Below are 12,073 nucleotides of genomic sequence, written 5' to 3' on the forward strand. Positions count from 1 at the left end.
AGGCCGTCGTTCCTAGCGTGCGGGGGAACCCCGTCGTCCCGCCGAGGAGAGCCCGTGGTCACCGGAGACGAATTCCCCCTGCCCGGATCGAGCTACCGGGGGCCCGCCCCGCAGTTCACCCGGTTCCGCGCCGAGCAGCCCGTCGTCCGGCTGCCCGCGACCGGCGGCGGACACGCCTGGCTCGTGACCCGCTACGACGACGTCCGCGCCGTGCTGGACGACGTGCGGTTCAGCCGGGCCGCCTCCTACGCGCCGGAGGCCCCGCGGTTCCCCGGCCTCTTCCAGGCCCCACCCGGCATGATCATCTCACTGGACCCGCCCGAGCACACCCGCCTGCGAACCCTTGTCGCGCAGGCGTTCTCGGTGGAGCGGATCGAGAACATGCGCCCCCGCGTCCGTGAGCTGGTGGACGAGCTGCTCGACAGCGCGGACGCCGACGCCGCCACCGCACCGGTGGACCTGTTGGGCCGCTTCACCTTCCCGCTGGCCCTGACCGTCATCGCCGAGCTGCTCGGCGTGCCGCCCGAGGACCAGCAGCGCTTCAGCGTCTGGATCCGCCGGTTCGCCGCCGTGGACGGGCCGCAGGACGAGGCCATCGCGGCCAGGGAACAGCTCGGCGAGTACATGGCGGGTCTGGTGATGAGCAAGACCGCCGAGCCCGGCGACGACGTCCTGTCCGCCCTCGTACGGGCCAGGATCGGCGACGACCACCTGGACGTCGGCGAGCTGATCGGCCTCGGCTACACCCTGCTGGGCGCGGGCGGCGACTCCACCGCCTGCCAGCTGGCCAGCTCGGTCGTCACCCTGCTCGTCCACGAACAGGACACCTGGACGCGGCTGGGCAAGCACCCGGACGAGGTTCCCGCCGCCGTCGAGGAACTGCTGCGCTGGGTCAACCTGCCCACCAACGACACGTCAGGCCTCCCGCGGATCGCGCTGCAGGACGTGGAGATCGTCGGCGTCACGATCCCCAAGGGGGACGCGGTGTTCGTGTCGATCACGTCGGCGAACCGGGACGAGGCCGTGTTCACCTCGCCGGACGAGCTCGACTTCTCCAGGGGTGGCGAGCACCTGGCGTTCGGTCACGGCATCCACCACTGCCTGGGCGCACCACTGGCCCGCATCGAGCTCGTCACGGCGTTGCGGGAACTGACCCGGCGCTTCCCCGACGCACGTCTCGCGGTGGCAGAGCAGGAACTGCGGTGGCAGCCGGCCGACATGAACCACCGGCTGCTCGAGTTGCCCGTCGACCTGCACGGCAGGGGTTTCTAGTGATGTGGCCCGGAACGTCGTCCGCCGACGTTCCGGGCCACGACCACTAGCTCGACCTGCGCGGGACGGCCAGCGCGGCCAAGGCGCCGCAGAACGTGAAGGCGGCGGCGCCGAGCAGAGCGAGGCCGTAGCCGGAGCCCAGGGCGTGGCGAAGTGGTTCGCCCTGGGCCAGCAGGGAGTCGGCGCGGGCCGACGACATCGTGGCCAGGACGACCAGCCCGATCGCGCTGCCCATCTGGCGGATGGTGTTGAGCAGACCCGATGCCAGACCGGCCTGGTCCCGCGGCACGCCGGACGTCGCGGCGTTCGTGGTGGAGTTGAGCACCGCGCCCATTCCCAGGCCCAGCAGGCTGGTCGGGACGAGAAGGGCGCCCAGGAACGTCGAGGTCTCGTTCGCCGCGGACGACCACAGCAGCCCGGCGCACGCCAGGAACAGACCGGTGATCATCACCGGGCGCGGGCCGATGCGCGGGACGATCCTCGCCACGCCGAACCCGCCGAGCGCGATGCCGATCGACAGCGGCAGGTAGCCCAGGCCCGTGGCGAGCGGGCCGAAGCCCATCACCTGCTGCATGACGAGCGTGAGGAAGTAGAAGGTGCTGAACAGGGCGGCGATCGCGAAGAACGCCACCAGGTTCGCGGCGGTCACCGAGCGGTTGCGGAAGATGCCGAGCGGCATGAGCGGATGGCTCGAGCGGGTCTGCTGACGCAGGAACAACGCGAACAGCACGACCGACAGCACGAGCGACCCGGCGACCTGCCAGGAGCTCCAGCCGTACCGGTGCGACTGCGCGATGCCGTAGACGCCCGCCATCAGGCCGATCGTCACGGTGATCGCGCCGGGCACGTCGAGGCCCTTGCGGCCGCCGTTGCTCGCGGTCTCCGGCACCACCCAGCGGATCATGGCCAGCAGCGCGATGCCCAGCGGCACGTTGATCAGCAGCACCCAGCGCCAGGACAGGGACTCGGTGATGATCCCGCCGAGCAGGACGCCGACCGCGCCGGCCGAACCGGAGACCGCGCTCCACCAGCCGAACGCCTTCGCGCGCCCGCCCGGATCGGTGAACGTGGTGCCGAGGACCGTCAGGGTCGCCGGTGCCATCACCGCGGCGCCGAGGCCCTGGAACCCGCGGGCGGCGATCAGGGTGCCGGGGGAGGTGGCCAGGCCGCCGACGGCGCTGGCGAGGGTGAACAGGGCGGCGCCGAACAGGAAGATCCGGCGCTGCCCGAAGAGGTCGGCGAGCCTGCCGCCCAGCAGCAGGAAGCCGCACACGGCGATGGTGTAGGCGCTGTTGACCCACTGCAGGTCGTGGCGCTCGAAGCGGAGCTCCTCGAAGATGGACGGCAGTGCGACGTTCATGACCGAGGCGTCCAGCACGTTCATGAACTGGCCGAGGCAGCACACGGCCAGCACTAGGCCGAGCCGGGAACCCACCCCGGCGGACCGGGTACTCGTCGTCTGAGCTGTCATGCGCTCACGGTGCCCGGTCGTGGTTTACCTGGGTTCGGGCCTGGCTCGAACAGGTCGTCACCGCAGCGTTCGGAAGAACCCGCGCAGCTCGTCGACCAGCACGACCGGGTTCTCCAGCGCGGGGAAGTGGCCGCCGGACGGCATCTCCTTCCAGTACCGCAGATCGGTGAACCGGTGCTCGGCCCACGCCCTGGGCATGCGCGCGTCGGCGGGGAACACCGAGAAACCCGTCGGCACGTCGACCCGCGTGAGCGGCGACTTGTTGTAGCTCTCCCAGTACAGCCGGCCCGAGGACGCCGCGGTCGCGGTGAACCAGCACACCGACACCATGTCGAGGATGCGGTCCCGCGGGATGATCTTCTCCGCGTCGCCGTCGTGGTCGCTCCACGACCAGTACTTCTCGCCGGCCCAGCCGAGCTGGCCGACGGGGGAGTCGGTGAGGCCGTAGGCGAGCGACTGCGGCTTCGTGGACTGCACGGCGGCGTAGGCGGACTCCTTGGCGGCGAACTCCTTCAGCGCACCAAGACCCCGGTAGTCCTCTTGGGACAGTTGCACTTCCTCCTCCGGCGCCGGGGCGAACGGCATGACGAGGTGGATGCCGTCGACGTGATCGGGCGCGATGTGGCCGAGGATCCCCGTGATGAACGAGCCCCAGTCGTTGCCGTGCGCGAAGAACCGGTCGTAGCCGACGCGTCCCATGAGCGTCACCAGTGCCGCGGCGATGCGTTCCAGCGTCCAGCCCGTGCCGGTCGGCTTGTCGCTGAAACCGTAGCCGGGCAACGAGGGCGCGACGACGTGGAACGCGTCGGCGGGGTCCGGCGGGTTGGTCAGCGGCTCGATGACGTCGAGGAACTCCGCGACCGAACCCGGCCAGCCGTGCGTGAGCAGCAGCGGACGGGCTTGCGGGTGCGGTGAGCGGGCGTGCAGGAAGTGGATGCCGACGCCGTCGATCGTCGTCTTGAACTGGGGGACGGCGTTCAGCCGCGCCTCGGTCGCGCGCCAGTCGTAGCGGGTCGCCCAGTACTCGCTCAGCTCCTGGGCGTACGCCAGCGGCATCCCCTGCGACCAGTCGTCGACCGTCTCGGCGTCCGGCCACCTGGTCGCCGCCAGCCGGGTGCGCAGGTCCGCCAGTTCGGAGTCGGCGACAGCGACCCGGAACGGCACGAGTTCAGCGTTCATGGTGGCGAGGCTAGGTTTCCGTGCTCGATTCCGGGTCGACGTGCTGCGGCGATCTTCCGGATCGAGCCGCTTTCGAGGCAGGACGTGCACTGTCGGAGCCCGACGTCCGACTCGTCGCGAGCAGTCCCGCCATACCGGAGGTGCCACCTTGTCTGCCCATGAGCTGGAAGAGTTCCCGTTCGCCGGCTCGTCCTATCACGGACCGGCTCCCGCCTACGCCACGATGCGCGCCGAGTGCCCGGTGGCGAAGGTGCCGACGGCGGGCGGTGTGGATGCCTGGGTGGTGTCCCGGTACGAGGACGTGCGGGCCGCGCTGGCCGACCAGCGGCTGAGCCGGGCGCTGACCTGTGCGGAGGGCGCGCCGCGCATCGGCGGGTCGATGACCACCACCCCCGAGATGATCATCTCGCTGGACGGGTCCGAGCACTCGCGGCTGCGCAAGCTGGTCGCCGGCGCGTTCACGGTGCGGCGCGTCGAGGCGATGCGGCCCAACGTGCAGCGGGTGTGCGACGAGCTGCTGGACGCCATCCAGGAGAAGGGGCCGGTGGTCGACCTCGTCGAGCAGTTCTGCGTGCCGCTGCCCCTGACGGTCATCGGTGAGATGCTCGGCGTGCCGAGCGAGGACCTGCGTGCCTTCGAGCAGGACGCCCGCGCGTTCGCCACGGTCGACGACCGGGCGGGCGGCGAGGAGTCGCTGGCCGCGCTGGGCAGGCTGAACGACTACATCGTCGGCCTCATCGCGGACAAGCGGGCGAACCCGGGCAACGACATGCTGTCCGACCTGATCGCGGCCAGGGACAACGACGACCGGCTCAGCGAGCGGGAACTGGTGACGTTCGGCTTCACCCTCATCGGCGCCGGGTTCGACACGACCGCGAACCAGCTGGCCAACTCGCTGCTGGCCCTGCTCGAGCACCACCGCGAGGACTGGGACAGGCTGGCCGCCCAGCCGGAGCTCATCCCCACCGCCGTCGAGGAGCTGCTGCGGCACGTCAACCTCTTCGCCACCGACACGACCGGCTTCCCGCGCATCGCCGCGGAGGACCTGGAGATCGGCGGCGTGCGGATCCCCGCGGGCGACCCGGTGATCTTCTCGCTCACCTCCGCCAACCGCGACGGCGAGGTGTTCGCCGAGCCCGACAAGCTCGACATCACCCGCGAGCACAACCCGCACATCTCGTTCGGGCACGGCATGCACTACTGCCTCGGCAAGCAGCTGGGGCGCATGGAGATGGCGATCGCGCTCGAGGGCCTGCTGCGGCGCTTCCCCGACCTGCGGCTGGCGAAGCCGGAGAACGAGCTGTCGTGGCACCACGGCGAGATCAACCACACGCTCAGCACCCTCCCGGTGATCTGGGGATAGGAGAAAGCCATGCCGGACAAGCAGTGCGAGGTCAGGCTGGCCCAGCACGTCGAGGACGACCTGACCCTCGACCACTTCGACGTCGTCGAGGTGGCCGTCCCCGAGATCGGTGACGGTGAGGTGCTGGTGCGCGTCGACTACGTGTCGGTGGCCGCCGCCTTCAAGGAGTTCATGAGGTCCGACTGCCAGATCCCCGGCGTGCCGCCGTGGAAGGTCGGCGAGCCCGCCGGCGCCGGCGGTGTCGGCACCGTCGTGAAGTCGAACAGCCCGGACCTCGCGGTCGGCGACCTCGTGCAGTCGTTCGGCGGCTGGCAGGAGTACTGGGCCGGTCCCGCGCAGCAGTTCATCAAGCAGAACCCGCAGTACGTGCCCTCGCCGGTCTACTTCCTGTCGCAGGGACCCACGGCGTACTACGGCATGGCGACCCTCGCGCAGGCCGGTGAAGGCGACGTCGTGTTCGTCACCGGCGCCGCCGGTGGTGTCGGATCGCTGGCAGGGCAGATCGCGAAGGCCCGCGGCGCCAGGGTGATCGGCTCGGCCGGCAGCCAGGAGAAGGTCGACTGGCTGGTGAACGAGCTCGGCTTCGACGCCGCGTTCAACTACAAGGACGGCCCCGCGGTCGACCGGCTGCGCGAGCTCGCGCCGGACGGCATCAGCGTCTTCTTCGACAACGTGGGCGGCGAGCAGTTCGAGGCCGCGATCCAGGCCGCCCGCCCGCACGCCCGGTTCGCGTTGTGCGGCGCGCTCGCGAACCAGGTCGACGGCAAGGCCGAGCACCCCCGGCTCGACCTGATGACGGCCATCACCAAGCACCTGGAGATCCGCCCGTTCGCCTGCTACCACCTGCCGGAGCAGATCCAGAACTGGGTCGTCCACTTCGGACAGTGGTTGCAGGAGGGCAGGTTCGTCTTCCCGCACACCATCGTCGAGGGCGGGATCAAAGCCGCGCCGCAGGCTCTGCTGTCGTTGCTGGAAGGCAAGTACACCGGCAACGTGACGGTCAAGATCTCCTGACGCGCGCTCGGGAGAAGGGGGCGCCTGTTCTGGCGCCCCCTTCGAGGTTCTAGCCCAGCCGCTGTGCCGTGATGCTGATCGCGGCCTCGCGTGCCGTGGTGCCGTTCGCGAGGCGCACCACCGCGTTCCCGTTGCTGACGAACTCGTCACCGCGCAGCACTGCTTCCTGCGCGATCTCGATCGTGCCCGGCATCTCGGTCAGTTCTTCGAGAATCCGATAGCTGAACGTGTCGGGCCCGGTCGACTTCCACGTACCGGAACCCTTTCCACCCACGACGAGCAACGCGGATCCGTCGCGGGCGAACTCGAACTCGCTTTCCGTGTCGCCACCGGGTCTCCCGACCCGTGCGCGCCACCTTCCCACCGCGAAAATTCCCATACCCCCAGGGTTTCCGCCCGACCTAGACCTGGACTCAAGGCTCACCGAGCAGGGTTGCGGGTGACCACACTACCGAGTGGAGAGAAGCTGGAGGCGTCATGTCGGACGCACCATTTGCCGGACAGCAGGTCGTCGTGACGGGTGGGGGAACCGGCATCGGCCGCGCGGCGGCGCTGGCGTTCGCCGACCTCGGCGCGTCGAACGTGATCATCACCGGCCGCCGGGAGAACCGGCTCACCGAGGTCGTGGCGCTGCACCCCGCGATCACCGCCGTCGTCGCGGACGTGACGACCGAGGAAGGCGCGCAGAAAGTCGCCGACGCCGTGAAACTGGGCGGCGGCAGGGTCGACGTGCTGGTGCACAACGCCGGCATCTTCCGCTTCACGCCCGTCGCCGGTTTCGACATCGGAACCGCCCGCGACGTGCTGGAGACCAACCTGGTCGGCCCGCTGGTGCTGACCGCCGCACTGCTGCCGAAGATGACTTCGCCCGGCGGCAGCATCGTGTTCGTCTCCAGCAACGCCGGGCACACCGCCGTCCCGGGCGGCGGCGTGTACGGCGCGAGCAAGGCCGCCGTGGACAGCCTCGTCCGCAGCTGGGCACTCGAACTGGCTCCGCAGGGCATCCGCGTCAACGCGGTCGCGCCCGCCGCGGTGCGCACGGAGGTCTACTCGGCCAACGGCCTGAGCCCCGAGGAGGTCGAGGGCTACTTCGGCTTCCAGGCCTCCCGGACGCCGCTGGGACGCGCCGGCGAGGTCGACGACGTCGTGCCGTGGATCACCCGCTTCGCCGAGCCGGCGAGCTCGTGGGTGACCGGTCAGATCATCACGCTCGATGGCGGCGCTGACCTGGCGTGAGCCAACCCGAACCAGGAGGAACCGACAGATGACCAGCAGCGCCACCGAGCCCGGTGTGGACACGTTCCCGTACAAGCGCCAGTGCCCGTTCACCCCGCCCGCGCAGTACACCGAGATGGCCCAGGAGGACGTCGTCGAGGTGACGCTCACCGGGTCCGGGCTGCGGATCTGGACGATCAGCGGCTACCACACGATCAAGCAGCTCCTCACGGACCCGCGGATCAGCGCGTCGCGCAAGCACGACAACTTCCCGTTCTACTTCATCGCGCCGCCGGAGTTCCGCACCGAGACGTCGTTCATCGGCTACGACAACCCGGAGCACACCAAGACCCGGCGCAAGGCGGCCGTGACGTTCACCAACCGCCAGGTGAAGCGGCTGCGCGGCCGCATCCAGGAGATCGTCGACGAGTACATCGACAAGATCCTCACGATGACGCCGCCGATCGACTTCCACCGCGAGTTCTCGCTGGCCGTCCCGATGACCGTCATCTGCGAGCTGCTCGGCATCCCGCAGGACGAGCACGACTTCTTCATCGAGCACGGCACCTGCCTCCTCGGCGGCCACTCCACGCCCGAACAGCGCCAGGCCGCGATCGTCGAGGTGAACGCCTACGTCGACAAGCTGATCACGCTGAAGGAGAAGGAGCCCGGCGAGGACCTGCTCAGCCGCGCGATGGCCGAGTACGCCGCGTCCGGCGAGGAGTACACGCGCCGCGACCTGTTCAACATGATCCGCCTGCTGATGAACGGCGGCCACGAGACCACGGCCTCGATGCTGTCACTGGGCACCGCCGCCCTGCTGGAGAACCCGGACCAGCTCAAGCTGCTGCTCGACGACCCGGAGGGCATGATCGAGCCGGCCGTCGAGGAACTGGTCCGCATCGCGACCATCGGTGACACCGCCATCCCGCGCGTCGCGCTGGAGGACATCGAGATCGCGGGCAAGACCATCAAGGCCGGCGACGGCATCCTGTGCCTGGGCCTCAACGGCAACCGCGACCCGGAGGTCTTCCCGGAGCCGGAGAAGCTGATCCTGGAACGCGGCACCCGCAAGCACCTCGGGTTCGGCCACGGCCTGCACCACTGCATCGGCGCCGACCTCGCGCGCCTGGAGATGCAGCTGGTGTGGACGACGCTGTTCCAGCGCATCCCGTCGCTGCGGCTCGCCAAGCCGTTCCTGGAGATCCCGCGCAAGGAGGGCGCCGTGATCTACGGCCTCTGGGAGCTGCCGGTCACCTGGGACATCCCCGCGGAGGACTGAGGTTGTCACGGAGAAGGGGCCCCGCTCGTTCGCCGAGCAGGGCCCCTTCTCTGCTTGTCAGTCCTTCGGGATGTCCGGGCGCTTCACGTGGCCCGGAACCCTCGTGTGCTTGGCCGCGGGCAGCACGCCGTCGACGAGGTAGTCGTCGACCAGGGCGTCGAGAACCTCGTTGCCCGCCAACGCGTACACCTCGTGGTCACCGGAGTCCTCGATGACGACCAGCGGGTGGTCCAGCAGCGAGGCGAGCACCACACCGCCCTCGTAGCGGTCCATCGGGTCGCCGTCCGCCTGCACGACGAGCCCCTTGGGATAACCGGGCTGCGCCAGTTTCGTAGGCGGCTCAAGGCTTTCGAACGTCCGGAACGCGCCGACCCACGGCTGCGCGCGCAGAACCCCGTACCCGTACGGGTGCTCGGCCCGGTGCTTGCGGACGTCGGCGTAGTAGACCTCGAGGTCCTGCGGCCAGTAGGTCTCCAGCGTGATGGCCTCCAGCACGCCGACCCGCAGGTCGCCCTCCTGGTCCTGCGGCCGCCACGTGCCCTGCCCGACGATGAGCGTCCGGGCCTTGTCGAGGTTGCCGTCGTCGAGCGCCGTGTTGAGGTCGCCGATGAGGTACCCCAGCGAGTCCCACTGGGCCCGGTCCGTGGCCCTGGTGCCGACCGCGCCGTCGAGCAACGTCCGGAGGTGCACCTGGTCCTTCTCGTCGAGCTTGGCGACGACCTTCTCGATCTCGGCGATGACCGTTTTCGCGTCCTTGCCGAGGTGGAAGTGCCCGTCGCGCTCCGCGGTCCACTCCGCCCACAGCGCGACGTTGCGGTACACCGCCTCCGCCTGGGTGACGAACTGCTCGCGCCACGTCCACTGTGGATTGATGCACGAGTCGAGCACCGTGCGGTCGAGGTTCTCGGGGAACATCGTGCCGTAGACCGCACCGACGTACGTGCCGTACGCGTACCCGACGAACGAGATCTTCTCCTCGCCGAGCACAACCCGGATGAGATCCATGTCGCGCGCGGTGTTGCGCGTCGTGATGTGCTGCCGCAGCTCACCGCCGGCCTTCTGGCACCCGAGCTCGCGCAGCCGCATGTCCTCGGCCAGCTGCTCGAACAACGAGTCGGGCGGCCGCGAGTCGAACGGCGCCTTGGGAACCGTGACCTCGCTGTAGAGCTTGGTCGACTCGCCGTACCCGCGCGGGTCGAACCCGATGAGGTCGTAGGCGGCCCTGACCCTGCTCCCGAAGTGCTTGATCAGGTTGAGGCCGTCACCCCCGTCGCCACCGGGCCCGCCGTTGACGGCCAGCAGGACCCCGCGCCGCTGGGCCCGGTCCGTGGCCCTGAGGCGGGCGAGCGCGATGGTGAGCTTGGGACCGTCCGGATCGGAGTAGTCGCGTGGCACGACGACCGTCGCGCGTTCAAGGCCGTCCTCGAACGGCGGTGACCAGTTCACCTGCTGGTCGTAGAACTCCTTGAGGGGCACGGTGGAACCTCCGCGTGTGGGTGTGCGCCGACACCGCAGCGTCGCAAGGCTCCCTCGAATGCCGCCGGAGCTGGCCCTGCCGGGGAGGGGTGGTCGCCGCATGCCGCGCGGGGGCGGCGTGCGGCGTGTGGGGAGGCGCGCGAGAGAACGTCCACGCTTCGTTGAGCGTCCCCGTGTCCGGCCGTGGCTCGTCCGTGCCCGACCACGCCTCGTCCGTGCCGACCACGTTCCGGCTGTCCTTCATCCCTACCGGCCCGTACCCGACGATGCCTGACCGTGCCGGTGCCTGTCCCTGCCCGCGCCTTCCTTCCTGCGGCGGTGAAGATGACCATGGTTTCGTGACATCTATCAGACGGCCCCAGGCCTGAATCAGGACGAGGATCACCCGTCCGAGTGACGCCGACGGCATCGCAGCCCGGTTGATCACTCGTGGCTCAGGCGCGTCCAGGCCCAGAACGACGCCCGCACGAATCCTCGCCCCCACCGACCCCAAGCGATCACATCGCCTCACCGGCCAGCCCGAAAGCCCCCGCCGCACCGAGCCGAACGCTCAAGGTGGTCTCCACCACGTGCAAAGCGCCGCTGGGCAAGGTGAACCACGTCCGGCGAGCCGCAGATCCGTGGGAGAACTGCCATGCCAAAGATCACTTACGTAGCGCACGACGGGGTTGAGACCGTTGTCGACGTTGCCCAGGACGACACCGTGATGCGCGGCGCGGTTCTCAACGGCATCAAGGGAATCGTCGCCCAGTGCGGCGGTGGGGCTTCCTGCGGCACCTGCCACGTGTACATCGACCCCGAGAACACCAAGCCGCTGTCGCAGATGCACCAGGTCGAGGACGAGCTCCTCTACTTCACCGCCTGCGAGCGCACGGCGAACAGCCGGCTGAGCTGCCAGATCCCCGTGACCGAGGACCAGGACGGGCTCGTCGTGCACATGCCAGAGAAGCAACTCTGAGGGAGAAGAGCATGAGCCAGCGACGGGTCGCCCTGGTCACGGGCGCTACCAGCGGTATCGGTCTCGAGGTCGCGCGCAGTCTCGGCAGGGAGGGGCACGCGGTTTTCGTCGTGGCCCGCAACGCCGAGAACGTCCAGACCACGGTCAAGCAGCTTCGCGAGGAGGGCATCGAGGCCGACGGTGCCGCCTCCGACGTCACGTCCACAGAGGACATCCGCACCGCCGTCCAGAAGGCCGTCGAGGTCTTCGGGCCCATCGAGATCCTCGTCAACAACGCCGGCCGGGGTGGTGGCGGCATCACCGCCGAGCTGGACGAGAACCTCTGGCTCGACGTCATCGACACCAACCTCAACGGCGTCTTCCGCTTCACCAAAGAGGTTCTGTCCACCGGCAAGATGGTCGAGCAGACCTGGGGACGGATCATCAACATCGCCTCCACCGGGGGCAAGCAGGGCGTCGTGTTCGCCGCGCCCTACTCCGCGTCCAAGCACGGCGTCGTCGGGTTCACCAAGGCCGTCGGCATCGAGCTCGCCAAGAGCGGGATCACCGTCAACGCGGTGTGCCCCGGTTACGTCGAGACGCCCATGGCCGGCCGTGTCCGCCAGGGCTACGCGAACCACTGGGGTGTCACCGAGGACGAGGTCCTCGAGAAGTTCAACGCCAAGATCCCGCTGGGTCGGTACAGCACGCCGGAAGAGGTCGCCGGTCTCGTGACGTACCTGACCACGGACACCGCGTCCTCGATCACCGCGCAGGCGCTCAACGTCTGCGGCGGGCTGGGCAACTACTGACATGCGCGGCGAGTCGGTAGTCGTCGTCGGGGCCGGGCAGGCGGGCTGCCAG

11 protein-coding genes are annotated in these 12,073 nt (G+C 69.4%); 7 read left to right on the forward strand and 4 right to left on the reverse strand.

What is annotated here, in order from left to right; all coding sequences use genetic code 11:
• The first annotated feature begins 54 nt into the window (after nucleotides 1-54).
• On the forward strand, nucleotides 55-1,272 hold the full coding sequence (locus tag VM306_RS33215; RefSeq protein WP_325521937.1) for a cytochrome P450: 1,218 nt from the start codon (nucleotides 55-57) through the stop codon (nucleotides 1,270-1,272).
• 46 nt (nucleotides 1,273-1,318) lie between these two features.
• Here the strand turns inward: VM306_RS33215 and VM306_RS33220 are convergent, their stop codons facing one another.
• Complete coding sequence (locus tag VM306_RS33220; RefSeq protein WP_325521939.1) at nucleotides 1,319-2,743, reverse strand: MFS transporter; 1,425 nt, start codon at nucleotides 2,741-2,743, stop codon at nucleotides 1,319-1,321.
• Nucleotides 2,744-2,800: 57 nt separating this feature from the next.
• Nucleotides 2,801-3,922: an epoxide hydrolase gene (locus tag VM306_RS33225; RefSeq protein ID WP_325521941.1), complete on the reverse strand. Its 1,122-nt coding sequence runs from the start codon at nucleotides 3,920-3,922 to the stop codon at nucleotides 2,801-2,803.
• A gap of 148 nt (nucleotides 3,923-4,070) precedes the next feature.
• Between VM306_RS33225 and VM306_RS33230 the strand changes: the two genes are divergently transcribed.
• A complete protein-coding gene (locus VM306_RS33230) occupies nucleotides 4,071-5,285 on the forward strand; it encodes a cytochrome P450 (RefSeq protein WP_325521943.1) in 1,215 nt (404 codons plus the stop codon).
• 9 nt (nucleotides 5,286-5,294) lie between these two features.
• Nucleotides 5,295-6,299, forward strand: coding sequence for an NADP-dependent oxidoreductase (locus tag VM306_RS33235; RefSeq protein WP_325521945.1), 1,005 nt, complete (start codon nucleotides 5,295-5,297; stop codon nucleotides 6,297-6,299).
• Between the two features lie 49 nt (nucleotides 6,300-6,348).
• Here the strand turns inward: VM306_RS33235 and VM306_RS33240 are convergent, their stop codons facing one another.
• A complete protein-coding gene (locus VM306_RS33240) occupies nucleotides 6,349-6,678 on the reverse strand; it encodes a hypothetical protein (RefSeq protein ID WP_325521947.1) in 330 nt (109 codons plus the stop codon).
• Between the two features lie 98 nt (nucleotides 6,679-6,776).
• Between VM306_RS33240 and VM306_RS33245 the strand changes: the two genes are divergently transcribed.
• Together VM306_RS33245 and VM306_RS33250 are read left to right on the forward strand one after the other, a co-directional pair.
• The gene (locus VM306_RS33245) at nucleotides 6,777-7,535 is read left to right on the forward strand and encodes an SDR family oxidoreductase (protein WP_325521949.1); all 759 of its coding nucleotides are present in this window, start codon (nucleotides 6,777-6,779) and stop codon (nucleotides 7,533-7,535) included.
• A gap of 28 nt (nucleotides 7,536-7,563) precedes the next feature.
• Entirely contained in the window at nucleotides 7,564-8,796 is a 1,233-nt protein-coding gene (locus VM306_RS33250) for a cytochrome P450 (protein WP_325521950.1), read from the forward strand.
• A 57-nt stretch (nucleotides 8,797-8,853) separates the two neighbouring features.
• Here the strand turns inward: VM306_RS33250 and VM306_RS33255 are convergent, their stop codons facing one another.
• Nucleotides 8,854-10,272 carry an alpha/beta fold hydrolase gene (locus VM306_RS33255; RefSeq protein WP_325521952.1) on the reverse strand — a complete coding sequence of 473 codons (1,419 nt, stop codon included), beginning with the start codon at nucleotides 10,270-10,272 and terminating at the stop codon, nucleotides 8,854-8,856.
• Between the two features lie 634 nt (nucleotides 10,273-10,906).
• Here VM306_RS33255 and VM306_RS33260 point away from each other — a divergent pair.
• Nucleotides 10,907-11,230 carry a 2Fe-2S iron-sulfur cluster-binding protein gene (locus VM306_RS33260; RefSeq protein WP_325521954.1) on the forward strand — a complete coding sequence of 108 codons (324 nt, stop codon included), beginning with the start codon at nucleotides 10,907-10,909 and terminating at the stop codon, nucleotides 11,228-11,230.
• Nucleotides 11,231-11,241: 11 nt separating this feature from the next.
• Complete coding sequence (locus VM306_RS33265) at nucleotides 11,242-12,021, forward strand: SDR family NAD(P)-dependent oxidoreductase (RefSeq protein ID WP_325521956.1); 780 nt, start codon at nucleotides 11,242-11,244, stop codon at nucleotides 12,019-12,021.
• Nucleotides 12,022-12,073: the final 52 nt, after the last annotated feature.

Origin of the sequence: Lentzea sp., assembly GCF_035525475.1 — a bacterium.
Classification (GTDB): domain Bacteria; phylum Actinomycetota; class Actinomycetes; order Mycobacteriales; family Pseudonocardiaceae; genus Lentzea.